Origin of the sequence: Nocardia arthritidis (assembly GCF_011801145.1) — a bacterium.
In the GTDB taxonomy this organism is placed as follows: Bacteria; Actinomycetota; Actinomycetes; order Mycobacteriales; family Mycobacteriaceae; genus Nocardia; species Nocardia arthritidis_A.
The window spans coordinates 7,543,594-7,569,927 of the sequence record NZ_CP046172.1; the positions used below are offsets into that span (position 1 = coordinate 7,543,594).

Below are 26,334 nucleotides of genomic sequence, written 5' to 3' on the forward strand. Positions count from 1 at the left end.
AGAGCCGCTATTCCGGTCGGCCGCAACACTTCTTGTACTTGCGAGCGGATCCGCGCCGAAATCCGGATGACAATGACATAGATAGGATCCTGAACAGGATCAGGCGTGCCTCAGCCTTCGGCGGCCAACTGCCCGCACGCCGCGGCGATCTCCTGACCCCGCGTATCCCGCACCGTACACGGCACACCAGCGGCATTGACTCGCCGAACGAACTCCCGCTCAACAGGTTTCGGGGACGCATCCCACTTCGAACCCGGGGTCGGGTTCAACGGGATCACGTTGACATGCACACGCGAACCGAGAGCCTTGTGCAGCTTCGAGCCCAACATGTCGGCCCGCCACGGCTGATCGTTGACATCGCGGATCAACGCATACTCGATCGAGACTCGGCGGCCCGACTTGTCGGCGTAATACCTTGCGGCGTCGAGGACCTCAGCGACCGGCCAGCGATTGTTCACCGGCACCAACGTGTCTCGGAGTTCGTCGTCCGGAGTATGCAGGGACACAGCCAGAGTCACCGACAGGTCCTCGTCGGCGAGCTTGCGGATGGCGGGAGCCAAACCGACGGTGGAGACCACGACATTGCGCTGGGAGATACCAAGGCCGTCGGGAGCCGGGGAGGTGATGCGGCGCACCGCGTTGACCACACGCTTGTAATTGGCAAGCGGCTCACCCATACCCATGAAGACGATGTTCGACAGCCGTCCTGGCCCACCCGCGACCTCACCGTCGCGCAGCGCGGCCGCGGCGGCACGCACCTGGTCGACGATTTCGGCGGTGGACAGGTTGCGGTTGAGTCCGCCCTGGCCGGTCGCGCAGAACGGGCACGCCATACCGCAGCCCGCCTGGCTGGAGATGCACAGGGTGTTGCGGTCGGCGTAGCGCATCAGCACGCTTTCCAGCAGGGTGCCGTCGCCCGCGCGCCACAGCGTCTTCCGGGTTTCCCCGCCATCGCATGCGACATGCCTTACGACATTCAGCAGCGGCGGGAACAGCGCCTCGCCGATTTTTTCGCGCACCGACGCGGGCAGATCGGTCATCTGCTCCGGATCGGCCTGTAGGCGGCCGAAGTACTGCCGCGCGATCTGGTCGGCACGGAACTTCGGCAACCCGAGCTCCTCGACCGCCGCCCGCCTGCCCTCGGCGTCGAGGTCGGCGAGGTGCCGGGGCGGCATGCCGCGGCGTGGGGCATCGAAGACGAGGGGCAGGGAGGCGGTCATAATTTCTCGATTCTCCCATCAGGGCGAATCGGCCGCACATCCGCCCGGCCGCCGACCGGCCGACATGCGCTTTCGTTGTGACGAAATGCACCCCGGTTCCATAGCCATCGGCAATGATCGAGGTATGTCCACCAATGCTGAGCCGCTGCCCGAGCCGCAGGTGTCCGACCAGCCGACGGCCACCACCACCGGCAAGAAGGACACCACAGGCAAGAAGGACATCGCCTCGCGCACCGGCTACACCTGGACCGGTCTGATCGCGGGCGCGCTGATCCTGATCGTGCTGCTGGTGTTCATCCTGCAGAATCTGGAGCAGGCCCGGGTGAGCCTGTTCTTCTGGGATTTCTCGCTGCCCCTCGGCATCACGATGCTGCTGGCGGTGATCGGCGGCGCGCTGGTGATGGCGCTGGTCGGCGGGGTTCGCATCCTGCAGCTGCGCCGCGCCGCCAAGAAGCACTGACGCCGAGAGCACTGAGCAGGCGCGTCAGAGCAGGGTGCTGAGTACCAGCCAGGCGACGAACGCCGAGGGCAGCATCGAGTCGAGCCGGTCCATGATGCCGCCGTGGCCGGGCAGCAGGGTGCCCATATCCTTGATGCCCAGCTCCCGCTTGATCTGCGATTCGATGAGGTCGCCGCAGGTCGCCACCAGTACGAGACCGATGCCGAGCACCACGCCGATCATCGAATTCGCCTGCAGCAGCAGGGTGACCGTGAGCAGGCCGCCGATCACGCTGAACACCAGCGAACCGGCGAAGCCCTCCCAGGATTTCTTCGGGCTGATCGACGGCACCATCGGATGTTTGCCGAACAGGACGCCCGCCACATAGCCGCCGACATCGGAGCAGACCACCAGGATCATGAAGGTCAGCACCCGCAGATTGCCGTTCGGATCCTCCAGCAACAGCAGCGTCGCGAACGATGCGAGCAGCGGAATCCAGGCCAGCGTGAAAATGGTGATGGCGGTGTCGCGCAGGAAGTTTCGCGGCGCGCTGCGCAGCCCGTGATCGAACAGCCGCCACACCATGCAGACCAGCGTTGTCGCGGCGAACGCGCCCGCCACCCCGCTCGCACCGTACGGCCAGCCCAGCCAGAACACCGCTTGACCGCCGACGATCAGCGGAATCCTCGGCACCAGCACATCGGCCTCACGCAGCCGCTTCGCGACCTCCCAGGTGGCCACCGCGACCGCGACACCGACGACGCCGATGAAGACCTTCGGCACGAACAGCAGAATCGCGATGAGCGACAGGCCGAGACCGAAGCCGACGGCAAGCGCCGCCGGTAGGTTTCGCCCGGCCCGCGAGGCAGGTGGCGCGGCACCGCCGGACCCGCCGGCGTCTGTCGCACCGGTGGACCCGCTCCGCGCAGGTGTCTCGCTGACCGGTACCGGATCTCCGGCGGCACCGGTGGCGGCGGCATTCTCGGCCACGATCGTCCCGTCGCTCAAATTCGTCGTTCCGTTCATCCCCCGCCCTGGCGGGCTTGCGCTGACGAGCGTCAGACCTCGAGCAGCTCGGATTCCTTGTGTTTGACCAGCTCATCGATCTGGCCGACATATCTGGCGGTGGTCTTGTCGAGATCCTTCTCGGCGCGCCCGACCTCGTCCTCGCCCGCCTCGCCATCCTTCTGGATGCGACCCAGCTCATCCATCGCCTTGCGCCGCACGTTGCGGATGGCGACCTTCGCGTCCTCGCCCTTGGCCTTGGCCTGTTTGACGAGTTCGCGGCGCCGCTCCTCGGTCAGCTGCGGCACCGAAATCCGAATGATGTCACCGTTGTTCGTCGGGTTGACACCTAGGTCCGAATTGCGGATGGCGGTTTCGATCGCGCCCAGCTGCGACTGCTCGTAGGGCTTGATCACCACCATGCGCGGCTCCGGCACCGTGATGCTCGACATCTGGGTGATCGGGGTCGGCGAACCGTAGTAGTCGATGACGATCCGGGAGAACATGCCCGGATTCGCCCTGCCGGTCCGAATCGCCCCGAGATCGTCTTTCGCGACCGAGACGGCCTTCTCCATCTTCTCCTCGGCGTCGAAGAGCGCTTCTTCAATCACGACCGTTTCCTCCACAGCGTCGTCATCGTCATGATCCGCGATCGGGCGGGTGTCAAGACCGAACCAGTGTGCCGATCTTCTCACCGGCGACCGCTCGGGCGATATTGCCCTTGGTCAACAAATTGAACACCAGCATCGGCATCTGGTTGTCCATACAGAGACTGAAAGCTGTCGCGTCCGCGACCTTCAGGCCGCGTTCGATCACCTCTTTGTGGGTGATTTCGGAGAACATGGTCGCGCCGTCGTCGGACTTCGGGTCGGCGGTGAAGACGCCGTCGACCGCCTTGGCCATCAACACCACTTCCGCGCCGATCTCCAGCGCGCGCTGGGCGGCGGTGGTGTCGGTCGAGAAATACGGCATGCCCATACCGGCGCCGAAGATCACCACGCGACCCTTCTCGAGGTGACGCTTGGCGCGCAGCGGCAGGTACGGCTCGGCGACCTGACCCATGGTGATGGCGGTCTGCACTCGGGTGTCGATGCCCTGCTTCTGCAGAAAGTCTTGCAGGGCAAGGCTGTTCATCACGGTGCCGAGCATGCCCATGTAGTCGGAGCGGGCGCGGTCCATCCCGCGCTCCTCGAGTTCGGCGCCGCGGAAGAAGTTGCCGCCGCCGATCACCACCGCGACCTGCACGCCGGTGGACACCACCTCGGCGATCTGTTCGGCCACCGTCTGCACGACGTCGGGGTCGAGTCCGACCTTGCCGCCGCCGAACATCTCACCGCCCAACTTGAGCAGCACCCGGCGATATCCTGGGCGATCGGTCCCCGGGTCCGTCATCGGTGTTCTACTCCTTCGGTGCGAGAGTGGTCACGGCGCGATTCGTCAAGGGCTGCGTACGTCGTCTCGGGTGGAGCGCGGCGCAGCTGCCGCACAAAGCGACCCTATCCTGCCTTACCGGGGCTCGGCGCCGACGAGCCACCCCCGCTCCAGCGCGAGTTCCCTGGCAACCGCACGGATCTGCTGGGATACCGGCGCGGAATTCCGGGGCAGTACGAGGTAGGTGCGCAGCTCGATACCCGGGTCCCGCAACGGGATCCAGCGCAGGCCGGCGGGCTGCGCACGCACCCCCGACTCGCCGACGATGGCGATCGCCGCACCGGAGCTGATCAACCCGCGGGACATGTCGAACGCGATCACCGGTTCGACGAACTCCGGATCCAGGCCCGCGAACAACTTTCGCACCTCGTCGTAGTGCGCCGGATTGTCCGCACGCGGATGCTGCATGATCGGAAACCGCGCCGCCGCAACGAGATCCAGTTCGGCGTGCGCGGTGAGCGGATGATCGGCCGCCAGCTGCACGCCGCGGCGTTCCACCCGCAGCAGAAAGCGGCGCGTCCCATCGATCGGCTGCGCGGACCTGGTGATGCCCGCGTCCGCCGAACCCGAGGCCACCTCGGGGGTGATGAGGGGTGTCGGCAACGGATGCCCCGACAACCGGAATCCCGGCAGCTCCCGTTCCAGCGCGGCCAGCAGCGCGGGCGCGGTATCGGAACCCATGCTCGCGCTGAACACGATTCGCATGGCACCGGATTCGCCCGCGGCGGTGGCACGCACCCGCGCCAACAACCGATCCCAGGCGGCCAGCGCGGCGGGCCCCTCCTCGGCGAGCAACCGACCGGCCGGTGTCAGTTCGACCCTGCGGGTGGTCCGCACCAGCAGCGGCGCACCGAGCTGCGCCTCCATCCGCCGGATCTGCGCGCTCAGCGCGGGCTGCGCGATACCGACGCGGGCGGCGGCCCGGGTGAAATTGCCCTCCTCGGCGACGGCGAGAAAGTACCGCAGGCTGCGCGCGTCGATCGAGAACGCCATGGTCTGAATCTAGTGCGCCGCGGTCTTTCCCCGCGCCCCGGTCGCGGACATACCGTTCGAGACATGGCAACTCTCACCTTGTCCGTCGCCCTCCGCCTGCGCGCCGACGCGCGCCCGGATTTCCTTGCGGCCGTAGCGAAATTGCGCGCGTCCGTGGCCGCCGAACCCGGTGTGCTCGACTACCGCGTCGGCCAGGACCCCGACGATGAAACCCGGGTGTACTTCTTCGAGCGTTACCGGGACCAGGCGGCCTTCGAGGCGCACCGCGCGACCGCCGCGGCGGACGACTATCTGACGGCGCTGCCCGGCTGGTTGGCCGAACCGTCGCACGTCGTCATCGAGAACGCGGAAACCGTAACCGAATTCGCGGTCGCACCGAAGGAGTGACCGACCCGCTACCGATACGCATCGGCCCCGCAGTCCGGGACTGCGGGGCCGATTCACGCATTCATCGACTCAGTTCTGGCCGACCTCGAAGCGGGCGAAGCGGCTCACGGTGACACCGGCCTCGTCCAGCAGCGCCTTCACGGTCTTCTTCGAATCGGTGACCGACGGCTGCTCCAGCAGCACGTTGTCCTTGAAGAAGCCGTTGAGCTTGCCCTCGACGATCTTCGGCAGCGCGGCCTCCGGCTTGCCCTCCTCACGGGTGGCCTGCTCCAGGATGGCGCGCTCCTTCTCGACCACGTCGGCCGGAACGTCCTCGCGGGTCAGGTACTTGGCCTTGAGCGCGGCGACCTGCATGCCCGCGGCACGCGCGGCCGCGGCGGCCTCGTCACCCTCGCCCTGGTACTCGACCAGCACGCCGACGGCGGGCGGCAGGTCCGAGGAACGCTTGTGCAGGTAGGTGGCGACCGGGCCCTCGAAGGACACGACGCGACGCAGTTCCAGCTTCTCGCCGATCTTCGCGGCGAGCTCCTGCACGGCCTGGTCGGCGGTCTTGCCGCCCAGGTCCAGCGCCTTCAGCGCGTCCAGGTCGGCGGGGCGGGCCTTGGCGGCGGCCGCGACGATCTGGTTGGCGAGACCCTGGAATTCGGCGTTCTTGGCGACGAAGTCGGTCTCGGAGTTGAGCTCGATCAGCACGCCGTCCTGCGCGGCGACCAGGCCCTCGGCGGTGGCGCGCTCGGCGCGCTTGCCGACATCCTTGGCGCCCTTGATGCGCAGGACCTCGACGGCCTTGTCGAAGTCGCCCGCGGTCTCCTCGAGCGCCTTCTTGCAGTCCATCATTCCGGAGCCGGTCAGCTCCCGGAGCCGCTTCACATCGGCAGCGGTGTAGTTCGCCATCCTCGGCGAGCCTCCTTCGGAGAAAGTCGGTGAGTACTGGGCAGCGGTGATCACGATGGCACGGCCTCGTGATCACCGCTGGAACAGCCGGTTACGAGTCTCAGGCCTCGGCCGGAGCGTCGGCGGCGGCCTCGGCGTTCGGCGCGGCCTGCGCCAGCAGCTCCTGCTCCCACTCGGCCAGCGGCTCACCCGCACCGGCCTCCGGCTTGTCGTCACCGCTGGACAGACCCGCGCGGGCCTGCACGCCCTCGGCGACGGCGGAGGCGACGACCTTGGTCAGCAGGGCGGCGGACCGGATGGCGTCGTCGTTACCCGGGATCGGGTAGTCGACCAGGTCCGGATCGCAGTTGGTGTCCAGGATCGCGATGACCGGGATGTTCAACTTGCGCGCCTCGCCGACGGCGATGTGCTCCTTGTTGGTGTCGACGACCCAGATCGCCGACGGCACCTTCTGCATGTCGCGGATGCCGCCGAGGGTGCGCTCGAGCTTGTTCATCTCACGCGTCAGCATGAGGATTTCCTTCTTGGTGCGACCCTCGAAGCCACCGGTCTGCTCCATCGCCTCGAGCTCCTTGAGGCGCTGCAGGCGCTTGTGCACGGTGGAGAAGTTGGTGAGCATGCCGCCCAGCCAACGCTGGTTCACGTAGGGCATCCCGACGCGCGTCGCCTCGGCCGCGATCGACTCCTGGGCCTGCTTCTTGGTGCCGACGAAGAGAACGGTGCCACCGTGGGCGACGGTCTCCTTGACGAACTCGTAGGCCTTGTCGATGTAGGTCAGCGTCTGCTGCAGGTCGATGATGTAGATGCCGTTGCGGTCGGTGAAGATGAACCGCTTCATCTTCGGGTTCCAGCGCCGGGTCTGGTGGCCGAAGTGTGCGCCGCTGTCGAGCAGCTGCTTCATTGTTACGACAGCCATGGCTCTCGTATCTCTCTTTCGTTGCCGGTTGACGCGACGGATCGGCGATCCATCGCCCTGGCGCCGCCGAATCATCGGAACCCGACCACCGTGGCGGATCGGGACCAGCCGACGATTCCCTGTTTCGCGAATGCACTGCGTCGAACGAGCGTTCTCGAACTGGAGCTCGGTTCGAACAGCGCCGTTACGAACAAGCACGGGTGGCGCGCGAAGTCGGTCAGCGTGTGCGGACCGCCGCAACAGTTTACGGGGTTCCGGCGCGAGGTCCTAAATCGGCCCGTCAGGGAGGTGGAGTCCGGCCGGTCAGCGGTGCGAAACGGGAGATGTCCACAGTTCGGAAAGTTGTCCACATTCCGCGATTGGGGGTGTTGCCGAAGGGGTCGCGGCGGCTGAGCTGGAAGGCATGAATCGCACATACCTTTCGCTCGGATTGCTCGTTTCGATGATGGTCGGCGCGCTGTTCGCGACCACGGGGTCGGCGGTGGCGGCGCCCCGCGACGATGATGCGGTGACCATCGGCGCGGGTTCGGTCGCGGTGCTGGACCCGGTCGCGGCCGACCGCAGTAAGGCGCGCACGTTGGAGGCCGTGCTCGGCGGCTGCACCGGATCCGCGGGCGGCCTGCCGCTGCTGGCGTGGCTGGTCCGGCTCACCCCGCTGCCGGTGCGGCCGCGCTGATTTCGGATGCTCCGGCGCCGGATAGGTTGGGCGGCAACGGTTTTGCTGCTGCTCACGGTGCTGGCCGCCGAGAACGACCCGGTCGCGGCGGCGGCGCCGGTCGGCCGGTTCGGCTGGCCGCTGCGGCCGCGGCCCGCGGTCGTGCGGCCCTTCGACAACCCGGCGCACGACTGGCTGCCGGGCCATCGCGGGGTCGATCTGGCGGGCACGCCCGGTCAGCCGGTGCTGGCCGCCGGGGACGGGATCGTGGTGTTCGTCGGTTCGGTGGGCGGCAAATCCGTTGTCTCGCTCGATCATCCGGGCAGTCTGCGCACCACCTACGAACCGGTGCGCGCGACGGTTCCGGTCGGTGCGCGGGTCACTCGGGGCAGTGTGCTCGGAACGCTCGAGCCCGGCCACGCGGACTGTCCGGCGGCGGCCTGCCTGCACTGGGGGCTGCGCGACCAGAGCGGCGGCAGGCGCGGGCGGGCCTACCTCGACCCGCTCCGCCTACTGCATTCGAATCCGCTGCGGTTGAAACCGGTGGATCCGGCCGCCTGAGCGTGGGGCAGGATCGATGGATATGGAGTCTCAGCCTGGGTTCACCTATCCGGAGGTCGGCGCGACCGCGGGTCCGCCGCCCGCGGGCTACCACCACTTCCGGCTGCGCCGCCGCATCGGGCACGGCCGCGCGCTGTTCGAGCGCGCGGCCGCGGAGGTGCTGGCGTACCGAATGCAGAAGGGCACCGGCGTTTTCGAATCCGCCGACACACCCACGGCCGCGCCGGGCACCGGCATCACCGTCCGGCTCGGCCTGGGCCCGTTGGCAATTCACGCGCCATGCCGAGTGGTGTACGTCCTCGACGAGCCGAACCGCCGCGGCTTCGCCTACGGCACCCTGCCCGGCCATCCCGAAATCGGCGAGGAACTCTTCGCCGTCGAATTCGACCCCACCGACGAATCGGTCCACGGCCTGGTCGCCGCCTTCTCCCGCCCCGGAACCTGGTACGTCCGCCTGGGCGGCCCGGTGGTACGAGCCATCCAACACTTCATCGGCGGCCGATATATCGCCGCACTGCCGAAATCGGAGTAGCGCAACCGTTTACGGCTACTCCACCGACCAAGGCACGGGCTAGCCCACGTCGAGTACTGCCTTACCGGCGACCTTGCGGGTGAGCAGTGCCTCGGCCGCATCGCCTACGCGTTCCCAGTCGCTGTGCCAGTCCACTTGCGGATCGAGTCGACCCGCGGCTACAAGCGAAGCCAGGTAGGCCAGGTCCGGGCCGAAGCCGGGGCCGACCACGAACGCCTCGATCCGAGCACCCGGATTGGTCAGCCGGGCCTGCTCGAAATCGATCGTGGAAGGTTCCAACGATGCTTTGCCGACGCTGACGGCGAGGCCGTCCGGGGCAAGCAGCGCGAACGCATCGGCCAACAGCTGTCCACCCACATTGTCGATCACTGCGGACACAGGCTCGCGCACCTCGGCCAGGCCACCGGAGACCACCTCGGCCGCACCCAGCTCCGTGAGCCCGATGCCGCGCTCCGGTCGACCGACAACGGCGACCACATGTGCGCCTGCCTGCGCGGCGAGCTGGACGGAGAACCGGCCGACCCCACCGGATGCCCCGGTGATCAGCACCCGCTTTCCGAGAATCGAACCCAGTCTGCGCACCGCGCGCAACGCGGTCACTCCGGCCACCGGCAGCGCCGCCGCCGCACTATGGTCGAGGCCTTCCGGCAGCACGGCAAGCTCACCGGTATCGACAGCCCGCAGCTCAGCCCACCCGCCATTCCAGCCGAAGGTCACTACCCGTGTCCCGGCCGGAGGGCCGCTTCCATCCGCCGCCGCAGCCACGACGACCCCGGAGGCGTCCCAACCGGCTACCCCGCCTGGCACGTAGTTCTTGCTCAGATACGCAACCTCACCGAAGTTGAGCGAAATCGCCGCGACCTGCACCAACGCTTGCCCAGGACCGGGAACTGGATCCGGCGCTTCACCCAACCGGAGACCATGCCTGGCAGTCGGGTCATAAACCAAAGCTTTCACGATCTCAACAACCCGAGGCACAAAGCCTGAATTCCGCTCCCGCTCGAGACCAGCCGTCAATTACTCGAACTCGCCTCGACGGTAAGCCCGCACGGACTTCACGCAACACCCTGCTCACGCTGTTGCGGAGTTCCCGTTGCGAGATCTCCGGAAGTTCGTCCGGTAGCGGCATATTCGCAGGCTAGACGATGTGCGACGGGCGCGGCTCTTCCGGAGGGAGTTGCTGACCTGCGGTGATGTGGTGGTACCGCTGCGGTCGTGAGGCTTCTGGATGCCGCACTAGGAGACCTCGAGCAGTTTGCCGGAGAGGTCGTAGAGGGCGGACTTGCCGCCGTGGGCTCCCTTGTTGGAGATGCTGACCACGATGACTGGCTCGGTGTCGTTGCGGGTGTGCCGGAAGACGGTCAGCTCATCGGGCACGCTGTCGGTCATCGCGGTGTCAGCGGGGGCTGACGCCAATGCTTTCGCCATCACCTGGGCGGAGACGAGATCGCTCCTGTACTGCGCCTGCACCACATCCGGCGAGGTCACCGGCGTTGTCTTGGCCGGCCCGACCGTATCGGAGTTCCCGTCATAGGTGTAGTCGACGAGGGTCTCGGGTGTCTGCGGATCGAACGCGAGGATTTCGACCGTCCGGGCTTGCTCGTTGACCCTGACCCTCGAGTAGTCGTGGGTGCCCGGACCGAGCTTTGCCTGAATCGCGTTGAGTGCCTTGGTCAACGTATCCGCCCGCCACCATACTGTCGGTTGTCGCGGCGTCGAGGAGGTCGGCGCGGGGCTGGCCGACGCCTGCGCGGTTGTTGTCGTGGATCCCGAGTTCGCCTGCACCGCAGTATCTTTCGAGCATCCCGTGAGTAGCAGCAGGGTGCCGATGCCGACTGCGATAGTCAGGGCCCGCCCGTATTCGTTCATCCTCATCGACAAACCGCCTACCACCATCGAACCAATCCCAAACATTCGCAAGACTTCCCAAGAATGGCTATGGCGGATGGCGTCCCGCGACGGAAGGGACAGATCAACACCATGCATCGCGGACACCCTACGCGGCCTGGCCCTCCCCGACAATCCGATCAGGCTCAGTTATCGAGGTTGGAGTGGTTCTTTCGTAGGCAGCCTGTGAGCTGCGTGGTCAACCGTCACTGCGAACGAGCCACTCCCATGTGCGACAGCTGTGCTCCGGAAATGTTGCGGCCCTAGGCTCGGGACCGATCCGGGTGATGTTGTTCTGCGAGTACAGGTGACGGTGCCTCTTCCTCGGGGGTGGTGGAGCGGACGGCGGCGATGTAGTGGCGGCCCCAGCGGGCGAGGGCGTCCATGAGTTCGGAGGTGCTGCGGCCCAGGTCGGTGAGCGAGTATTCGACCTTCGGGGGGACCTGCTGGTAGATGCGGCGGTGGACGAGACCGTCGTCTTCGAGTTCGCGGAGTTGGTGGGTGAGTACGCGCGGGGTGATGGTTTTGATGGCGCGGGTCAGTTCACCGTAGCGGAGTATCTCGTGCGTGGCGAGCAGCTGAATGATGGTCGGCTTCCAGGAGCCGCCGACCACGACGACGGCGATTTCGGCGGCGCACTTCGGATTCCAGTGTGCTACGACGTCTGCGGTTCTCGGGCGCATGATATCCATTTTGTGCGTATGGACAAGATTGTGCGTACTGGCGGGGATCGATGGTATCCACCAAACTGAGCCGGTGATCATTGGAATTTCTCGAAATCGACTGTGGCACAAGTGGCTTCCAATGGTTCCGATGCTGCTCGGCATTGCCGTACAGGGTCTGGCAACGACCATGACGAATCCGGCGCTGCCCGCGATCGCGGCCGATCTCGGGATGTCACCACGCGCACGGCTGTGGGTAATCGACGTCGTACCACTGGCTTTGGCCGCGGGCCTGGTCGCGGCGGCACGCGCGGGCGATCAGTGGGGACGCCGACGGGTGTTGGCCTGCGGGCTCATCGGCTACGCGGTATGCGGCCTGATCGGGGCCGCGGCGACCACCCCCTGGGTGCTGATCGCGGCGCGCACCGTCACCGGCTGCGCCGCCGCCGCGGTACTCGCCAGCGTTGTCGCCTCGATCGGCGCGATATACGCCGCGCATGAGCGGGTGCTCGCCTACGGGATGTGGACCGGAACCTTCGGCGCAGCAGCCGGATTCGGGCCGATCGTGGGCGGACTGCTCGGCACCGGCTCCGGGTGGCGAATCGGGATGGCGGCATGCGCCGTAGTGGCTGTACTCGCGGCGGCCCTCACCTTTCGGCTGCTGCCGGACAGCCGCGCCACCGCGGTGCACTGGGATCTGCCCAGCCTGGGCCTCTCGGTCGCCGGGCTGGCCGGATGTGTGACCGCCATGCAGGAGCTGCCCGACAACCTTTTGCTCGCGGCCGGACTCGGCTTTGTCGGCGTCGGCTCCTTGCTCGGGTTCATCATGCGGCAACTGCGCATGAGCACGCCGTTCATCGCGATCCGGATCTTCCGGAATCCCGGATTCACCCCCAACTGGCTGCGGGCCGTCGCCGGAGCCGCGACCGCATCCGCCGCCGTCTACCTCGTCACGCAGCATCTGATCCAGAGCCGGGGTGATTCGCCCGCCGCCGTCGGCGCGGCGCTCCTCCCGGAGGCGGTGGGTGTGGTGCTGGGCGCGGTCTGCTCACCGCGCCTGGCGAAACGCTTCGGGCAGGCCATCGTGCTCACCGCGTCTGTGGTGCTGCAGGCGGCGAGCCTCGCCTGGCTGTCGACCGATCCGAGCAGCATTCTGGTGCCGATCACCGGCGTCGGCATCGGTCTGGGCGTGCTCGGCACGCTCGCGGCGGCCGCACTGTTCGACGCGGTCACCGCCGAGGAGGCCGGTCATGTCGGCGCCATCCAGGAGGTCGGCTTCGCACTCGGCAACGGTCTCGGCGTGGCCGTGTTCGGTTTACTCGCAACAAGTTTCGATGATGGCTACCCGATCGCGATGATCGCCGCCGCCCTCACCATCGCCCCACTCGCCCACTCGCGCCGCCGACCGCGCATCGCACCGGTACCGGAACGGCAGCGCTGCGGGTGAGCTACTTCGGCGTCGACCGAAGTATTCGACTTCTACGCTCCCCCAATGCATCCCACCGACAGCGGCGTTATCTCCGCGTCTTGCACCGCGACCCACCTCGCCGTCGAGCCGAAGATCCTGTACTTCGGGACGCCGGTGGCGTTCATCTCGACCGAAAACGAGGACGGTTCATTCAATCTCGCGCCGATGTCCTCCGCATGGGCGCTCGGACAGGTTGTCGTGCTGGGGCTCGGCGCGCAGGGACAAACCGCGCACAACCTCCGCACCCGACCCGAGCTCGTGATCAATCTGCCTTCCGCGGCCCTGTGGCCCGCGGTGGAACGATTGGCGCCGTTGACCGGTCGCTATCCGGTGCCGCCCACCAAAGATGCCGACTGCGCTTCGAACCGGAGAAGTTCGCGGCGGCCGGGTTGCATGCGGCTCCGGCGGACCAGGTGCGGCCGCCGCGCGTCGTGGAATGCCCGCTGCAACTGGAGGCCTATGCGGACCGGGTCGGCCCGAGTTCCACCGGCGGGTTCGTCATCGTCGAGGCATCGGTGCGTAAGGTGCACGCCCACCGTGACATCGTCGTATCCGGCACCGACCACATCGACCCCGCAGCCTGGAACCCACTGATCTACAACTTCCGCCACTACTTCGGGCTCGGGCGGGAACTCGGCCACACCTACCGGTCCGAAACTTCCCGTGGGACCGAGCATTCCGGCACATGATCACGTAATGCCGTTGGTGCGAGCCCCCAATCGGCAATGGACGCAATCACGATGTGGCGCAAGGTCCGCCGACTATGGGCAGCCGTGCCACGGTGGGGCGGCCTTGAAGTCGGGGTGGAGTTCGATGGTCGGGGCGAGGGTGGACAGGAGTCGGCGGGCGCGGGACAGGGGGTGGGTGGGGTATGCGGCGTCGAGTTCGGGTTCCTCGGAGAGGTTGCGCGGGAGTCCGCCGGAGATGTCGGGGGCGTACGGGTGGACCGCCCACATCCGCATGACGTCGGCGAGCGGACGTCCCTTGCCGTATTCGGCGCTGAATTGGGTGAAGACCATCGAGTCCCGAATACCGGTGGTGCCGTGCTCGGGACAGTGCAGTTTCAGCACGACGCTGCGGTCCGCCCGCGGAATGGTGAAGGCGGCGATATAGGCGACGCCGAGCTCCTTGCCCGGCGGGCGCACCTTGACGATCTGCTGGATGGCGGGCAGCCCATCGATGGCGACAACGTCGAGTTCGATGACGCCCGCACCCAATTCGGCGGTGTGCGCGACGATCTCGCGGCGCAGCCGATCCAGATCGGCGAGGGAGGCGGGTAGGTCCGGCGGCATATCGTAGAACTGCACCTCGGCGAGGTCGTCATCACGATTGCGGAAGACGTTGGGCTCCAACTGTTCCCACCCGGTGGTATCGAATCGCAACGCCATATCGGCGAATCTAGTGTGCCCGGCCGGAATATGCACCGCCGCGCATTCCCAAATGCGCAGCGGCACTACCTATTCCGTTAGGTCAGGCCTTAGAGCAGCGCCTCCAGCGCGGCCGCCTCGGCGCGCAGGTCTCCGGCGTGCTCCGGTCGGCCGAGCGCGTCGTATTCGTCTGCGGTGCTGTGGCGATCGGCGATCTCGGCGCGCACGATCGATTCGATATCGGTCTCGGTGAGGTCCCGGCGGCGCACCTCCTGTGCGCCGAGCCCGACGGCACTCGCCTCGATCGCGCCCGCGCGCACGTCGACGGCGTCGACGGCCTCCGCGTTATCGATCGCGCCGAGCGCGGAGCGCAGCGCCTTCGTGGCATTGCGGTCACGCGCCTTCATCGCGACGGGCAGGGCGGCGCGCAGCCGGTCCCGCAGCGGTACGGATCTGTCCACGATCGTATTCGGCATGATCGTGACCGTACGCGCCTCCGGATCACCGGTCGAGCGATTTACTCAATCGAGTAAGGCAGGTCACGGGGTCACAATCGCGAAATCCGGATCCGGCGCATCGAAGACGCCGATCAGCTCGGACAGCTTGGTGACATCGCCATCGATCGCGATATGCCCGGCGGCGACCGCGACGCCGAAATCCTCACCGGCCAGCAACACTCGGATCAGCGTCGGTTTGGTGAGGGTGAAGGTGGCGTCGGGATCCGGCAGTCGCGCACCGGCGGGCCGGTCGTAGTGGGTCAGCCTGCCGTTGCGCAATTCCAGCCGGTGCACCCGGTTTTCGTCGCTGAACTCCCAGTCGGTCACCACCCGCTGATTCCACGCCTTCGGTCCGTCGACGCGCAGCGCCATGGCATCGAAGATCTGGTCGACCGTCATCGCGGCGAGCACGGTGGACGATCCGGCCTTGGTCGGCGTGCCGAAGGGGCCGTAGCGCAGTTCGTACGCACCGCTCAGATAGAAGTTGCGCCAGGTGGCGTTCTCCGCGCCGTAACCGAGTTGCTCGAACGTGCTGGCCTGCAACGCTTTCGCGGCATCGTTGGCCGGATCGGCGAAGATCACGTAGTTCACCACCTGCGCCACCCACCGGTAGTCACCGGAATCGTAGGCGGCCCGGGCCTTTCGCAGCACCTCGTCCGCACCACCCATGAATTCCACATGCCGCCTTGCTGATTCGACCGGCGGATGCTCCCAAAGATGCGCCGGATTACCGTCGAACCAACCCATATAGCGCTGGTAGATGGCCTTCACGTTGTGCTGCACCGAGCCGTAATAGCCACGCGCGTGCCATGATTCGGCGATGGCGGGCGGCAGCTCCAGCATTTCGGCGATTTCGCCGCCGGTGTAGCCCTGATTCAGCCGCCGCAGCGTCTGATCGTTCAGATAGCCGTATAGATCACGTTGCACCGCAAGGTATTCCACCAGCCGGTCGGTGCCCCAGGTCGGCCAGTGGTGGGAGGCGAAGACCACATCCGATTCGCGGGCGAACAGATTGATGGCCTCGGTGAGGTATTTCGCCCACACCCGCGGGTCCCGCACCAGCGCCCCGCGCAGGGTGAGCAGATTGTGCATGGTGTGCGTGGCGTTCTCGGCCATGCAGAGCGCCCGCCGGTCGGGGAGATGGAAGTTCATCTCGGCCGGCGCCTCGGTGCCGGGGGTGAGTTGGAAGACGAACCGCACCCCGTCGATCGTCTCCTCCTGCCCGGTGCGGACGATATCGACCGTCGGCGCAAGCAGCGTCACGGTGCCGACCGAATTGGTCTGTCCCAGACCGGATCCCACCGAGCCCTTGGGTCCACGCGGCAGCACCGTGCCGTACATGTACCCCGCGCGGCGCGCCATCGCCGTTCCCGCGTAGATATTTTCGGCGACGGCGTGCTCCAGGAACCCGTCCGGGGCGAGCACCGGGCAGCGTCCGGCCGCGACCTCCGCCTCGGTGATCACCCCGAGCGCACCGCCGAAATGATCGACGTGTGAATGGGTGTAGATCAATCCGGTCACCGGGCGCGGTCCGCGATGGTGCCGATACAGTGCCAACCCGGCCGCGGCGGTCTCCGTGGAGATCAGCGGATCGATCACGATGACGCCCGAATCCCCTTCTACCAGCGTCATATTCGACAGATCCAGGCCGCGGATCTGGTAGATCCCCGGAATCACCTCGTAGAGACCCTGTTTGACGACCAGCCCCGACTGCCGCCACAGGCTCGGGTTCACCGAGGCCGGACATGGTTCGCGCAGGAAGGCGTAGGAATCGGCGTCCCACACCACGGCCCCGTCCGCGGCGGTGATCACGCCGGGTTCCAGCGCGGCGACGAACCCACGGTCGGCGTCGTCGGTGCTGTCGGCGAACGGCAGCGCGGCGGCGACGCGCCGCTGTTCGGCGACGATGTAATCGCTCGGCTCGGTCGCTGTGGTCATCGGTCATCCTCCTCTGGTCGCGGCCGGACAGGTGGGTGTAGCGGATCAAGGTGCGGGGTCGGTGAATCCGAGCAGCACCGCGACGACGGCAACGGCGACCACCGCGGCGGCGGCGACGCCGATCACGAAAGCGCCGTGGCCGTAACGGCCTTCGTGCAGGCTGCGGTTGCGCAGGCTGCACAGGACGGCGACCGCGACCATGGTCGCGGCGGAGCCGAGCGTGGCCAGTTGCGCGCGATGCCAACCCACCGATACCGTGTGCTGCAGGAACAGCGCGGCGACCGCCATCGCCGACACCGCGGTGCGGCGCCACGCCAGCGCGGTGCGCTCGACGGCCAGCCCTTCGAGACCCGTGTCCGCGCGCCGCTCGCTCATGCCTGCGCTCCGTTCCGGCATGACCGAGCAATCTCGGCTGTGTCTATTGTTCGCTCGCTGCGCTCACTCATCGCAGCAACACCGCCACACAGGCCAGCACCGCGACGATGGCGATGCCCGCGGACAGGATCGGCACCAGCATGGTGTCCGGCAGCCGGTGGCCCCGGCGCATCGCCGCGCCGACCCGCCGCCAGTGTGTGTAGGCGCCGATCGAGACGATCACCGCCAGCAACAGGCAGCTCAGCGCGAGCGCCTGGCGTATGCCGGCCAGCCGGAACGGCTGCACCAGCGTATGCACCGCGACGCCGCCCGCGAGCAACCCGAGCGAGGTGCGCATCCAGGCCAGGAAGGTCCGTTCGTTGGCGAGGGTGAACCGATAGTCGAGTTCGGCGGGTTCGGGTTCCGGATCCGCGCCCGATCCGGAATTCATGGCCGGGCTTCCACTGTGGACCGCTGCACGACAGACAACGCTACTTCGGGTTCCGCGAAACCGTGCCGCGCTGCGCCGATCTCGGCGCGGGCATGATCATCGCCGAACACCACGGGCACCTCTTTCGCCGGCCGAGTTCCGAGTCCGCAGCTAACTATTCGCTACCCGAGCCTAGTTGGCATATCCGGGAGCGTCCACGAACCGGACCGGCGGGGCTCAGATCGGGGTGGCGTCCGCGAAGGTCATGGCGAGCCGATCGACGGTGGAGCTGGTCAGGGCCCGGCGCGGCAGGCCGAGCGATCTCAGCTCCGCGGCGATCGGGTGGTCGCCGAGGATCAGGCGGGCACCACCGGGACGGGCGCGCATGCCCGCCGGATGCATCCGCCATTCGGTGCGCCGGGTGACACCGTCGATGTGCGAATATGCGGCGAACACCGCCGACCGGCCGCGCCCACACGGTACCGAAACACCGTGGCGCAGCGTCAGATCGACGGCGAGCCGTCCATCCTGGCGCAGCGCGCCGCGGCGCGTCGGGCCGCCGTGATCGGTGTCGAAATCGGCGAGTTCCTTTGGGAAGCCCCAGATGCCGCGGCCCGCGGCCAAGGTGAATTGGCCGTCGACCGGAAGCCGGTGAATGAAAACGCCCGATCTCCCGGCGATAAGCGCACGCAGATCACCGGAGTCGAGTCCGTGCTCGCGGACCATGAACGACACGCCGAATTCCTGGTACGGCCCCAGATCGCCGTCGCGATAGTCGACGAAGACCAGCGTGCACGCGGCCCGGCCGCCCGGCAATCGGAGTATCCGCAGGCAGGAGTAGTCGATCAGGCGCTGCGCCGCCGCCGCGGGCACCAGGTACGTCGCCATGAACGCACGTGCCGACCGGATTCGCACCGGCATTCGGACTTCCCGGCCGAGGATCATGTGCGCTGTCATCGGACCGCCCTCCGAAACTAGAACTCGTTTCAGAATAATGGCACAGTCGATCGGCCGAATCGGGCGAAAGCCTTTCAGGCGCGCGGATGGGCCTGGTCGTGCACCTTCTTCAAGCGCTCGATGGACACGTGCGTGTACAGCTGGGTGGTCGCCATGCTCGCGTGGCCGAGTAGCTCCTGCACCACCCGCAGGTCCGCGCCGCCCTCCAGCAGGTGGGTGGCCGCGGTGTGCCGCAAACCGTGCGGACCCATATCGGGCGCGCCCGGAATGGCGGAAACCACCTCGTGCACAACGCTTCTGGCCTGGCGCTGGTCCAATCTGCGCCCGCGACGGCCGAGCAACAGCGCGCGACCCGATTCGGCGGCGGCGAAGGCCGGGCGCCCGAACCGCAGCCAGGCCGCCACCGCCGCGTCAGCCGGTCCGCCGAACGGGACAGAGCGCTCCTTGTTGCCCTTACCGAGCACGCGCACCAACCGCCGCTCCCGATCCACATCCTCGATGTCCAGCCCGCACAGCTCGCTGACCCGGATACCGGTCGAATACAGCAGCTCGACGATCAGCCGGTCCCGCAGCGCCATCGGATCCTGCTGGGCCGCACCGGATTCCGCCGCGTCCATGGCCTCGAGCGCCTGCTGCCTGCCGAGGACGGCAGGCAGCACCCGGTGTGCCTTGGGTGAGCCGAGCCGCAGGCCGGGATCGGTGGCGAGCCGCCCGGTCCTGGTGAGCCACGCCGTGAACGTGCGCGCCGAGGACGCCCGCCGCGCCATGGTGGTGCGGGCCGCACCGCTCGCCGACTGAGCCGCCAACCAGGATCGCAGCAGCGGCAGATCCAGTTCCCGCACCGCCGAATCCGACGACCGGGCGTACAGGTGGCCCAGCAGCGACCGCGCGTCCCCGAGGTAGGCGCGCACGGTATGCGCCGACCGATTCCGCCCCAACCGCAGATGCCGCCCGTACTCGGCCAGCAGCCCCTCCAGATCCTCCGGCAGTTCCTCCATCCCTCCACCGTCGCGGCCCGCCACCGACCGCGCAAGTCACCGCGCCGCCGTTACCCGCCCACACGTTCGACGTGGCGCGCCCACGACCAACCCGACACAGCCATTCCGCCACAGCACCCGGGCCACAGCGACCACCAGCTCTTGCCACGCCAGTTCCGGCACCGACATCCCGGGTAGCCCGCCGGACGGCAGATCCGAATCCGCAACGTCCAGTTCGGCCACCAGCCGTCGAGCACCGCATCCTGCTGAGCGCGGTGAGTGCCAACCATAGCCCATACCTCACCGCAGGATGCCCGGCCACTTCGTCCCGAGCGCTGTCTATCACCCACTCCGACAACGGATCCGCCGCAACAACAGGCCGAGCCTGGCGACCATCCATCGCCGAACACCGCACCGAACGACGGCGATCCGAGTGGCCGACCATTGCTCATCCGGATTCGCGGCTTACCGCACGACGCCGGGTCGCAGCGGTTCGGTGCCAACCGTTTTCGTCGGTACCGACCAGTTCGGCCAGTTCGAGTGCGGATAGTGCGGCGCGGACGGCGGGCAGGGGGAGGCCGGATCGGTCGGCGAGTTCGCGGGGTTGGCGCGAGCCGATGGTCGGCAGGGCGTCGAAGACCTGGGCGAGCTCACCGGTGAGCGAGTCGGTGCGGTCGGCGACGGGTGGGCCGTCGGGCAGCGCCAGCCGCAGCGGACCGGTCTCGTCGATGATCTCCTCGGCCTTCGTGACCAGCAGTGCCTCGCCGTCGCGGATCATCCGGTGACAGCCCGCGGAACTGGCCGAGGTGACCGGGCCGGGTATCGCCAACGCCGGACGGCCGAGGCGGCGAGCCCATTTCGCGGTGTTGCGGGCACCGCTGCGCACCCCCGCCTCCACCACGACCACACCGTCGGACAGCACCGCGATCAACCGATTCCGGGCCAGGAACTGATGCTTGCGCGCCACCGTGCCGGGCGGATACTCGCTGAGCACCAAACCGGTTTCGGCGATTTCGGCGAGCAACCGTTCGTGTTCGACGGGATACGGACGATCCACGCCGCATGCCAGCACCGCGATCGTCGTCCCGCCCACCGCGAGCGCCGCCCGGTGCGCGACGCCATCGATGCCGTACGCCGCGCCGGAGACGATCGTCCACTCCCGTTCGGCGAGTTCGCCCGCCACCTCGGCGGTGACCTGCCTGCCGTAACCGCTGTTGCATCGCGCACCCACCAGCGCAACCGCACGTTCCGTCGACGCGGACAGCGAGCACGGACCACGGACCCACAGCACCAGCGGCACCGCGCCGCCCGGGTCGCGGGCCGCGTCGAGTTGGGCGAGGCCGAGCATGCGCCAGGCGGGCCATTCGGCGTCGTCGGGTGTGACGACGCGCCCGCCCATTCGCTCCATCAACTCCAGATCCCGTGCCGCCCTGTCGATTCCGCGCCGCTGCTCGGTGGGCCTGCGCAGCGATTCGGGAAGTGCGGACTCCCGCACCGCACGCGCGGCCTCGACCACGCCGACCGATTCGATCAGCGCCGACAGCGCCGCACACGGCCCCGCCACCACCCGGGACAGGTAAACCCACGCCAACCGCCGCTCATCAACGGAATCCGCGTCCAGATCCACCGTCGGCGACCACCCACGCGCCCCCACATCCGCCACCATCCCACGCGGTTCACCCACAACACCCTCCCGTACTCCGCCGCCGTACATTTCGGCACGCGAACCGATTCACCGTGTCGCTCATGACGCGCTCCGCTGCCGGAAGTTCAGGGCGAGCAGAACGTCCTGTTGGGCAGGCATGGTGGCACCGCGCAGGTCGGCGATGGTCCAGGCGCAGCGGATGGCCCGGTCTGCGGCACGGGCGGACATGCGGCCGAGGCGAAGGGCGGCCTCGATCGGCGCCACCGCGTCGGGCGGCAGCCGGAATCGTTGGCGCAGAATATGTCCCGGTACTTCGGCGTTGGTGGTCCAGCCGTATTCGCGCCAGCGCTCGATCGCCGCCGATCGCGCGACCGCCACCCTGGCGCGCACCACCTCGCTGCTCTCCGCCGTATCACTGCTCAACGCGGCCCCGGCTTGACCGTGCATCTGCACCCAGATATCGATGCGATCCATCAACGGACCGGACAGTTTGCCGAGATACCGGCGGCGGGCCAGCGGCGCGCAGATACAGTCCACGTCACGGGCAGGCGCACACGGGCAGGGGTTCGCCGCCAACACCAGTTGGAAGCGGGCGGGATATCTGGCGACGCCGTCGCGCCGGGCGATGCGAACCTCGCCCTCTTCCAACGGTGTTCGCAACGCCTCCAGCACCTTGGTGGAGATCTCCGCGCACTCGTCGAGGAAAAGGACACCGCGGTGGGCCCGGCTGACGGCGCCGGGCCGGGCCGAACCCGTTCCGCCGCCGATCATCGCAGCGGCCGAGGTCGAATGATGCGGTGCGACGAACGGTGGCGTGGTGATCAGCGGTTGTTCGCCCGAGAGCGCACCCGCCACCGAATGGATGGCCGTCACCTCCAACGCCTCCGATTCGGTCAGTGGCGGCAGCAGTCCCGGAAGACGTTGCGCCAGCATGGTTTTCCCGATGCCCGGCGGACCGGTGAGCAACAGGTGATGGCCACCCGCCGCGGCCACCTCCAGCGCCCAGCGAGCCTCGTCCTGGCCGACCACCTCGCTGAGGTCACCGCCGGGGCGCACGATATCGGGCAGCGTGCCATCCGGTTCGGACAGTGCGCCCTCGCCGCGCAGCCATGCGATGGCGGTGCGCAGGCTGGACGCGCCGAAAACCGTTATCCCGTCGACCAATCCGGCCTCGGCCAACGCCGACTCGGGCACCACCACCGTCGGCCAACCGGCATTGCGCGCCGTGATCACCGCGGGCAGGATGCCGCGGACCCGGCGGACACGGCCGTCGAGCGCCAACTCCCCGAGCAGTACGGACTTGGCGAGCCGTTCGGACGGGATCACTCCCGCCGCATCCAGAACGGCTGCGGCACAAGCCAGGTCGTATACGCTGCCGACCTTCGGCAGGGTGGCCGGGGACAGCGCCAGGATGACCCGGCCGTCCGGCCACTTCTCCCCCGAATTCGCCACCGCGGCGCGCACCCGGTCGCGCGATTCGCTCAACGCGGTATCGGGCAGACCGACCAGATGCACCGATGGCAGGCCCTGACCGACATCGGCCTCGATTTCGACCAGCTGACCATCGATCCCGGTCACGGCGACGGAATAGGCTCGGCCGAGGGCCATTTCAGAACACCCCCCGCAGATGTTCGATCTGCGGCCGGAAGCCGCGGCGCAGCAGCACCGACACCACGTCGAAGCGGACATTCGGCCAATGCCCGTCCTGTTCGGCCAGCCAGAGCAAGGCGAGCCGCCGAATGCGTTGCTGCTTGGTGAATGTCACCGATTCGGCAGGTACGCCGTAACCCATCCCCGTGCGCGTTTTGACCTCGACGAACGCGGTGACCGCCGGATCACGGGCAATCAGATCCAATTCGCCGTACTTGCACCGCCAGTTCCGCGCGACGATCTCCATTCCCGCATCCCGCAGGAACCGGGCCGCGAGCTCTTCCCCGTGTGCGCCGAGCGCCTTCTTGTCTGCCACCGGATCAGCGTGACCCGTACCCGGTCCGCGCCTGACGACGCGACCTGGGCGAATACAAACCCTGTTGATAACCGCCCGGCTGTGGACAACCCGCCGCGGCAGGCGCTACGCGCGACGGATTCTGTCGGTGCCGTGCGGTAAAGGCGCGCCCTACTCCGGCAACCGCAGGTCGGGCTTCTCCAACTCCTCGATATTCACGTCCTTGAACGTGATCACCCGGACGTGTTTGACGAAACGCGCGGGCCGGTACATATCCCAGACCCAGGCGTCGCTCATCCGTACCTCGAAGTACACCTCACCGTCGGCGTTCTGCGGCCGCAGCTCTACGGAGTTGGCGAGGTAGAAGCGGCGCTCGGTCTCCACCACGTACGAGAACTGACCGACGATGTCCTTGTACTCGCGATACAGCGAGAGTTCCATCTCGGTTTCGTATTTCTCCAGGTCCTCGGCACTCATCGGGTGGGACTTCCTCCTTCTGGCCGCACTGCGTCGGGTTCTGACATCATCGCGCATGGGCGGCGTCGGTAGCCACTCGGCCATCGACGTCGACGCCTTCGGCCAGGACCGCGTCGGCGTAGTCGACCGGCGATCCGCCCGTTTCCCGGACGTTGCGCCAGGATCTGCGGTGCTCGCTGCTCGGTCCGAGGCGGTTCAGCGCGGCGATGTGCTCGGGTGTGTTGTAACCCTTGTGCGCCGCGAAACCATACCCAGGGAACCGTTCGTCCAGCTCGACCATGATCCGGTCCCGGGTGACCTTGGCCAGGATGCTGGCCGCGGCGATGCAGGCGGCCACGGCGTCGCCGCCGATCACCGGCAGCGACGGCACGGGTATGCCGGGCACGCGGAACCCGTCGGTGAGCACGTATCCGGGCGGGTGCGCGAGTCCGGCGACCGCGCGGCGCATGCCCTCGATATTGGCGACGTGGATCCCGATCGAATCGATCTCCCAGGCCGGGACGACGATCACGTTGTAGGCCAGCGACAGCCGGGTGATGACCGGGAACAGCTCCTCGCGCGCGGCCTCGGTGAGCTTCTTCGAATCGTCGAGCCCGGCGAGCTTGTCGTATGCTTTGGGCGCGAGCAGGCAGGCGGCGACCACCAGCGGCCCCGCACACGGACCGCGCCCGGCCTCGTCGACCCCGGCCACCGGCCCGAGCCCACCGCGAATCAACGCCGCCTCCAACGTGCGCAACCCGCCGGCCTTCCGCATCACCGCACGCGGCGGCCAACCCGGTGCGGTCCAGCCACGTTGAGCCACCCGACTACCTCGCGCCACTCGCCCTTGCCCCACCGTCCAATTATCCTGCGGCCCTGCCGAACTAGTTCGTCCGGGGTCCGGCGTCGACTTCGGGCCGACGCGTCCGCGAGGCTACATCGCCGACGAGCCCGCTTCCAGCAGGCATGGTGATAGCCGCCCTACTGTTGCGGGTCCTGCGAGTGCACCGGACCGATGCGCCCCGGCGGCCAGATCTTGAAGACGGCCTTGCCTCGGACGTTCGCGATCGGGACGGTTCCCTGGTACTGGTCGGCGACATGGGCGCGGGAGTCCCTCGACTCGTTGCGGTTGTCGCCCATCATCCACAGATTGCCCTCGGGCACCTTGATCGGGCCGAATACCCGACCAGCCGGGTAAACGGCGTTGGCTCCGTTGGGATTCCACTTGTAGTCCTTCTTCACGTATGGCTCATCGAGTGGTTTGCCGTCGACCATGACACGGCCCTCCGCGTCACAGCATTGAACGGTCTGACCGCCGACCGCGATCACCCGCTTCACCAAATCGTTCTCATCCGGCGGCACCAGACCGAAGAACGAGAAGAAGTTCTGCACGCCGCGCAGGGCCACGTTGTCCGAGCGGATCGACTTGTAGGTGTCGTTCCAGGACGGCGGCCCGACGAACACGATCACATCGCCCGGCTTCGGGTCGCCCCAGTAGTAGCTGAGCTTCTCGACGTAAATGCGGTCGCCCGTGCAGCCGGTGCAGCCGTGCAGCGTCGGTTCCATCGACTGCGATGGGATCACATACGGACGCCCGACGAAGGTGACCATCAGCGCGGCGATCACTGCGGCGATGACGATCAGGATGGGCAGCTCCTGCCAGAACGGGCGCTGCTTCTTGTTCGCCCGCCGCTTGCCGCGGCGCCGACCCGTCCTTTCGCCGTCCGCATCGGACACCGTCATCGACCCACTTTCGTCTGCCACGCGGAACAGAGTAGCCCGGCATCGAACCGAACGTCCGCTGCCGGGCTACCGTGAAGTTCTTTCTCAGGAAAGGCGGTTCGACGCCCTCGCCGGGCGCGCCTCGATCAGTGTGATTGCGGGTCCTGTGCATGCACCGGACCGATGCGCGACGGCGGCCAGATCTTGAAGACGGCTTTGCCGCGGACATCCTCGACCGGCACCGTACCCCCGAGCTCGTCACCGACGTGCGCGCGAGAGTCCGCGGAATTGCTCCGGTTGTCCCCCATCACCCACAGCCGCCCCGGCGGCACGGTGATCGGCCCGAAGATTCGGCCTCGATGCGCGAAGTCCTGGTTCGGTCGATCCGTGTACCACGGGAAGTCGTTCTTCACGTACGGCTCGTCCAATGGTTTGCCGTCGACCATGATCCGGCCCTGGGCGTCGCAGCACTGAACGGTCTGACCGCCGACCGCGATCACCCGCTTCACCAAATCGTTCTCGTCCGGTGGCACCAGGCCGAAGAACGAAAAGAAGTTCTGGATCCCGCGAACTACGGTGTTGTCCGAGCGAATCGAACGATGACTCCAGTTCCACGACTGGGTGGGACCGACGAATACCACCACGTCACCGGGCTTCGGATCGCTCCAGTAGTAGCTCACCTTCTGCACGTAGATTCGGTCCCCCGTACAACCTGTGCAGCCGTGCAGCGTCGGCTCCATGGATTCGGACGGAATGACGTAGGGACGCCCAACGAAGGTCACCATCAGCGCGGCGATCACCGCCGCGATCACGATGAGGATCGGAAGTTCCTGCCAGAACGGACGCTGCTTCTTGGTCTTCTTCGCCCCGCGCCTGCGGCGCCGTCCGGTTTCGCTGTCGTCGGGTTCGGAAACCGCCGCCCCCACACTTTCGTCTGCCATGCGAAACAAAGTAGCCCGGCATCGAACCGAAGGTCCGATGCCGGGCTACCCGGAA

Annotated in this window: 31 protein-coding genes; 7 read left to right on the top strand and 24 right to left on the bottom strand. The window is 67.4% G+C overall.

Going from position 1 to position 26,334, the window contains the following annotated elements; genetic code table 11:
• Positions 1-110: 110 nt before the first annotated feature.
• Positions 111-1,220 (bottom strand): 23S rRNA (adenine(2503)-C(2))-methyltransferase RlmN, encoded by a 1,110-nt coding sequence (gene rlmN, locus F5544_RS33895; protein WP_167476949.1) that lies wholly within the window; start codon positions 1,218-1,220, stop codon positions 111-113.
• Between the two features lie 124 nt (positions 1,221-1,344).
• On the opposite strand from rlmN, the gene F5544_RS33900 reads away from it, so the two are divergent.
• Positions 1,345-1,680 (top strand): LapA family protein, encoded by a 336-nt coding sequence (locus F5544_RS33900; protein ID WP_167476950.1) that lies wholly within the window; start codon positions 1,345-1,347, stop codon positions 1,678-1,680.
• Between the two features lie 24 nt (positions 1,681-1,704).
• On the opposite strand, the gene F5544_RS33905 is transcribed toward F5544_RS33900, so the two are convergent.
• The 4 genes from F5544_RS33905 to F5544_RS33920 form a co-directional block, all read right to left on the bottom strand.
• Positions 1,705-2,652 carry a phosphatidate cytidylyltransferase gene (locus F5544_RS33905; protein ID WP_428847192.1) on the bottom strand — a complete coding sequence of 316 codons (948 nt, stop codon included), beginning with the start codon at positions 2,650-2,652 and terminating at the stop codon, positions 1,705-1,707.
• 65 nt (positions 2,653-2,717) lie between these two features.
• Positions 2,718-3,275 carry a ribosome recycling factor gene (gene frr, locus F5544_RS33910; protein ID WP_167476951.1) on the bottom strand — a complete coding sequence of 186 codons (558 nt, stop codon included), beginning with the start codon at positions 3,273-3,275 and terminating at the stop codon, positions 2,718-2,720.
• A gap of 52 nt (positions 3,276-3,327) precedes the next feature.
• On the bottom strand, positions 3,328-4,056 hold the full coding sequence (gene pyrH, locus F5544_RS33915) for a UMP kinase (RefSeq protein ID WP_167476952.1): 729 nt from the start codon (positions 4,054-4,056) through the stop codon (positions 3,328-3,330).
• A 114-nt stretch (positions 4,057-4,170) separates the two neighbouring features.
• A complete protein-coding gene (locus tag F5544_RS33920; RefSeq protein WP_167476953.1) occupies positions 4,171-5,088 on the bottom strand; it encodes a LysR family transcriptional regulator in 918 nt (305 codons plus the stop codon).
• Positions 5,089-5,151: 63 nt separating this feature from the next.
• Here F5544_RS33920 and F5544_RS33925 point away from each other — a divergent pair, with 63 nt between their 5' ends.
• A complete protein-coding gene (locus F5544_RS33925; protein ID WP_167476954.1) occupies positions 5,152-5,475 on the top strand; it encodes a putative quinol monooxygenase in 324 nt (107 codons plus the stop codon).
• Positions 5,476-5,544: 69 nt separating this feature from the next.
• On the opposite strand, the gene tsf is transcribed toward F5544_RS33925, so the two are convergent.
• The gene (gene tsf / locus F5544_RS33930) at positions 5,545-6,369 is read right to left on the bottom strand and encodes a translation elongation factor Ts (protein WP_167476955.1); all 825 of its coding nucleotides are present in this window, start codon (positions 6,367-6,369) and stop codon (positions 5,545-5,547) included.
• A gap of 100 nt (positions 6,370-6,469) precedes the next feature.
• The gene (gene rpsB / locus F5544_RS33935) at positions 6,470-7,285 is read right to left on the bottom strand and encodes a 30S ribosomal protein S2 (protein ID WP_167476956.1); all 816 of its coding nucleotides are present in this window, start codon (positions 7,283-7,285) and stop codon (positions 6,470-6,472) included.
• 403 nt (positions 7,286-7,688) lie between these two features.
• On the opposite strand from rpsB, the gene F5544_RS33940 reads away from it, so the two are divergent.
• From F5544_RS33940 to F5544_RS33950, 3 genes are read left to right on the top strand one after another with little or no spacing between them, the layout of a single operon-like run.
• Positions 7,689-7,961 carry a hypothetical protein gene (locus tag F5544_RS33940; RefSeq protein WP_167476957.1) on the top strand — a complete coding sequence of 91 codons (273 nt, stop codon included), beginning with the start codon at positions 7,689-7,691 and terminating at the stop codon, positions 7,959-7,961.
• Between the two features lie 6 nt (positions 7,962-7,967).
• Positions 7,968-8,501, top strand: coding sequence for a M23 family metallopeptidase (locus F5544_RS33945; RefSeq protein WP_167476958.1), 534 nt, complete (start codon positions 7,968-7,970; stop codon positions 8,499-8,501).
• Positions 8,502-8,523: 22 nt separating this feature from the next.
• Positions 8,524-9,033: a DUF1990 family protein gene (locus F5544_RS33950; RefSeq protein ID WP_167476959.1), complete on the top strand. Its 510-nt coding sequence runs from the start codon at positions 8,524-8,526 to the stop codon at positions 9,031-9,033.
• Between the two features lie 39 nt (positions 9,034-9,072).
• Here the strand turns inward: F5544_RS33950 and F5544_RS33955 are convergent, their stop codons facing one another.
• From F5544_RS33955 to F5544_RS33965, 3 genes are all read right to left on the bottom strand, one after another.
• A complete protein-coding gene (locus F5544_RS33955; protein WP_342760396.1) occupies positions 9,073-9,945 on the bottom strand; it encodes a zinc-binding dehydrogenase in 873 nt (290 codons plus the stop codon).
• Between the two features lie 324 nt (positions 9,946-10,269).
• Entirely contained in the window at positions 10,270-11,019 is a 750-nt protein-coding gene (locus F5544_RS33960; protein ID WP_167476961.1) for a DUF3558 domain-containing protein, read from the bottom strand.
• Between the two features lie 164 nt (positions 11,020-11,183).
• Positions 11,184-11,603: a winged helix-turn-helix transcriptional regulator gene (locus F5544_RS33965; protein ID WP_167476962.1), complete on the bottom strand. Its 420-nt coding sequence runs from the start codon at positions 11,601-11,603 to the stop codon at positions 11,184-11,186.
• A gap of 130 nt (positions 11,604-11,733) precedes the next feature.
• Between F5544_RS33965 and F5544_RS33970 the strand changes: the two genes are divergently transcribed.
• Together F5544_RS33970 and F5544_RS46730 are read left to right on the top strand one after the other, a co-directional pair.
• The gene (locus F5544_RS33970) at positions 11,734-13,029 is read left to right on the top strand and encodes an MFS transporter (RefSeq protein ID WP_167476963.1); all 1,296 of its coding nucleotides are present in this window, start codon (positions 11,734-11,736) and stop codon (positions 13,027-13,029) included.
• A gap of 410 nt (positions 13,030-13,439) precedes the next feature.
• Positions 13,440-13,739: a hypothetical protein gene (locus tag F5544_RS46730; protein ID WP_238846789.1), complete on the top strand. Its 300-nt coding sequence runs from the start codon at positions 13,440-13,442 to the stop codon at positions 13,737-13,739.
• Positions 13,740-13,811: 72 nt separating this feature from the next.
• Here F5544_RS46730 and F5544_RS33980 read toward each other — a convergent pair whose 3' ends face one another.
• The 14 genes from F5544_RS33980 to lepB (F5544_RS34045) all read right to left on the bottom strand — a co-directional run bounded on the left by F5544_RS33980 (position 13,812) and on the right by lepB (F5544_RS34045) (position 26,279).
• A complete protein-coding gene (locus tag F5544_RS33980; RefSeq protein WP_167476964.1) occupies positions 13,812-14,438 on the bottom strand; it encodes a hypothetical protein in 627 nt (208 codons plus the stop codon).
• Between the two features lie 89 nt (positions 14,439-14,527).
• A complete protein-coding gene (locus F5544_RS33985; RefSeq protein ID WP_167476965.1) occupies positions 14,528-14,893 on the bottom strand; it encodes a hypothetical protein in 366 nt (121 codons plus the stop codon).
• A 63-nt stretch (positions 14,894-14,956) separates the two neighbouring features.
• The gene (locus tag F5544_RS33990; protein ID WP_167476966.1) at positions 14,957-16,852 is read right to left on the bottom strand and encodes an alkyl/aryl-sulfatase; all 1,896 of its coding nucleotides are present in this window, start codon (positions 16,850-16,852) and stop codon (positions 14,957-14,959) included.
• 45 nt (positions 16,853-16,897) lie between these two features.
• Complete coding sequence (locus F5544_RS33995) at positions 16,898-17,227, bottom strand: DUF202 domain-containing protein (protein WP_167476967.1); 330 nt, start codon at positions 17,225-17,227, stop codon at positions 16,898-16,900.
• 67 nt (positions 17,228-17,294) lie between these two features.
• Positions 17,295-17,657, bottom strand: coding sequence for a YidH family protein (locus F5544_RS34000; protein WP_167476968.1), 363 nt, complete (start codon positions 17,655-17,657; stop codon positions 17,295-17,297).
• A 216-nt stretch (positions 17,658-17,873) separates the two neighbouring features.
• The gene (locus tag F5544_RS34005) at positions 17,874-18,593 is read right to left on the bottom strand and encodes an acetoacetate decarboxylase family protein (protein WP_167476969.1); all 720 of its coding nucleotides are present in this window, start codon (positions 18,591-18,593) and stop codon (positions 17,874-17,876) included.
• A 74-nt stretch (positions 18,594-18,667) separates the two neighbouring features.
• Positions 18,668-19,591 carry a tyrosine recombinase XerC gene (locus F5544_RS34010; protein WP_167476970.1) on the bottom strand — a complete coding sequence of 308 codons (924 nt, stop codon included), beginning with the start codon at positions 19,589-19,591 and terminating at the stop codon, positions 18,668-18,670.
• A gap of 427 nt (positions 19,592-20,018) precedes the next feature.
• Positions 20,019-21,161: a DNA-processing protein DprA gene (gene dprA, locus F5544_RS34015; RefSeq protein ID WP_238847519.1), complete on the bottom strand. Its 1,143-nt coding sequence runs from the start codon at positions 21,159-21,161 to the stop codon at positions 20,019-20,021.
• Positions 21,162-21,314: 153 nt separating this feature from the next.
• The gene (locus tag F5544_RS34020) at positions 21,315-22,823 is read right to left on the bottom strand and encodes a YifB family Mg chelatase-like AAA ATPase (RefSeq protein WP_167476971.1); all 1,509 of its coding nucleotides are present in this window, start codon (positions 22,821-22,823) and stop codon (positions 21,315-21,317) included.
• Between the two features lies 1 nt (position 22,824).
• A complete protein-coding gene (locus F5544_RS34025) occupies positions 22,825-23,181 on the bottom strand; it encodes a YraN family protein (protein ID WP_167476972.1) in 357 nt (118 codons plus the stop codon).
• Positions 23,182-23,331: 150 nt separating this feature from the next.
• Entirely contained in the window at positions 23,332-23,637 is a 306-nt protein-coding gene (locus F5544_RS34030) for a DUF2469 domain-containing protein (RefSeq protein ID WP_011210678.1), read from the bottom strand.
• Between the two features lie 46 nt (positions 23,638-23,683).
• The gene (locus F5544_RS34035; protein WP_275106987.1) at positions 23,684-24,439 is read right to left on the bottom strand and encodes a ribonuclease HII; all 756 of its coding nucleotides are present in this window, start codon (positions 24,437-24,439) and stop codon (positions 23,684-23,686) included.
• Between the two features lie 158 nt (positions 24,440-24,597).
• Positions 24,598-25,359: a signal peptidase I gene (gene lepB, locus F5544_RS34040; RefSeq protein ID WP_167479658.1), complete on the bottom strand. Its 762-nt coding sequence runs from the start codon at positions 25,357-25,359 to the stop codon at positions 24,598-24,600.
• A gap of 125 nt (positions 25,360-25,484) precedes the next feature.
• Complete coding sequence (lepB, locus tag F5544_RS34045; protein WP_167476973.1) at positions 25,485-26,279, bottom strand: signal peptidase I; 795 nt, start codon at positions 26,277-26,279, stop codon at positions 25,485-25,487.
• Positions 26,280-26,334: the final 55 nt, after the last annotated feature.

Bases quoted from the DNA above. Each gene is read 5' to 3' on its own strand.
- F5544_RS33985 (WP_167476965.1), bottom strand. From the start codon at position 14,893: ATGCCGAATACGATCGTGGACAGATCCGTACCGCTGCGGGACCGGCTG.
- F5544_RS33945 (WP_167476958.1), top strand. From the start codon at position 7,968: ATGCTCCGGCGCCGGATAGGTTGGGCGGCAACGGTTTTGCTGCTGCTC.
- F5544_RS33925 (WP_167476954.1), top strand. From the start codon at position 5,152: ATGGCAACTCTCACCTTGTCCGTCGCCCTCCGCCTGCGCGCCGACGCG.
- F5544_RS33965 (WP_167476962.1), bottom strand. From the start codon at position 11,603: ATGCGCCCGAGAACCGCAGACGTCGTAGCACACTGGAATCCGAAGTGC.
- pyrH (WP_167476952.1), bottom strand. From the start codon at position 4,056: ATGACGGACCCGGGGACCGATCGCCCAGGATATCGCCGGGTGCTGCTC.
- tsf (WP_167476955.1), bottom strand. From the start codon at position 6,369: ATGGCGAACTACACCGCTGCCGATGTGAAGCGGCTCCGGGAGCTGACC.
- lepB (WP_167479658.1), bottom strand. From the start codon at position 25,359: ATGACGGTGTCCGATGCGGACGGCGAAAGGACGGGTCGGCGCCGCGGC.
- F5544_RS33950 (WP_167476959.1), top strand. From the start codon at position 8,524: ATGGAGTCTCAGCCTGGGTTCACCTATCCGGAGGTCGGCGCGACCGCG.
- F5544_RS34000 (WP_167476968.1), bottom strand. From the start codon at position 17,657: ATGAATTCCGGATCGGGCGCGGATCCGGAACCCGAACCCGCCGAACTC.
- F5544_RS33990 (WP_167476966.1), bottom strand. From the start codon at position 16,852: ATGACCACAGCGACCGAGCCGAGCGATTACATCGTCGCCGAACAGCGG.
- F5544_RS33940 (WP_167476957.1), top strand. From the start codon at position 7,689: ATGAATCGCACATACCTTTCGCTCGGATTGCTCGTTTCGATGATGGTC.
- F5544_RS33900 (WP_167476950.1), top strand. From the start codon at position 1,345: ATGTCCACCAATGCTGAGCCGCTGCCCGAGCCGCAGGTGTCCGACCAG.
- F5544_RS33920 (WP_167476953.1), bottom strand. From the start codon at position 5,088: ATGGCGTTCTCGATCGACGCGCGCAGCCTGCGGTACTTTCTCGCCGTC.
- F5544_RS34005 (WP_167476969.1), bottom strand. From the start codon at position 18,593: ATGACAGCGCACATGATCCTCGGCCGGGAAGTCCGAATGCCGGTGCGA.
- F5544_RS34010 (WP_167476970.1), bottom strand. From the start codon at position 19,591: ATGGAGGAACTGCCGGAGGATCTGGAGGGGCTGCTGGCCGAGTACGGG.
- F5544_RS33960 (WP_167476961.1), bottom strand. From the start codon at position 11,019: ATGCATGGTGTTGATCTGTCCCTTCCGTCGCGGGACGCCATCCGCCAT.
- F5544_RS33980 (WP_167476964.1), bottom strand. From the start codon at position 14,438: ATGGCGTTGCGATTCGATACCACCGGGTGGGAACAGTTGGAGCCCAAC.
- lepB (WP_167476973.1), bottom strand. From the start codon at position 26,279: ATGGCAGACGAAAGTGTGGGGGCGGCGGTTTCCGAACCCGACGACAGC.
- F5544_RS34030 (WP_011210678.1), bottom strand. From the start codon at position 23,637: ATGAGTGCCGAGGACCTGGAGAAATACGAAACCGAGATGGAACTCTCG.
- rpsB (WP_167476956.1), bottom strand. From the start codon at position 7,285: ATGGCTGTCGTAACAATGAAGCAGCTGCTCGACAGCGGCGCACACTTC.
- F5544_RS33970 (WP_167476963.1), top strand. From the start codon at position 11,734: ATGCTGCTCGGCATTGCCGTACAGGGTCTGGCAACGACCATGACGAAT.
- F5544_RS34020 (WP_167476971.1), bottom strand. From the start codon at position 22,823: ATGGCCCTCGGCCGAGCCTATTCCGTCGCCGTGACCGGGATCGATGGT.
- rlmN (WP_167476949.1), bottom strand. From the start codon at position 1,220: ATGACCGCCTCCCTGCCCCTCGTCTTCGATGCCCCACGCCGCGGCATG.
- F5544_RS33995 (WP_167476967.1), bottom strand. From the start codon at position 17,227: ATGAGCGAGCGGCGCGCGGACACGGGTCTCGAAGGGCTGGCCGTCGAG.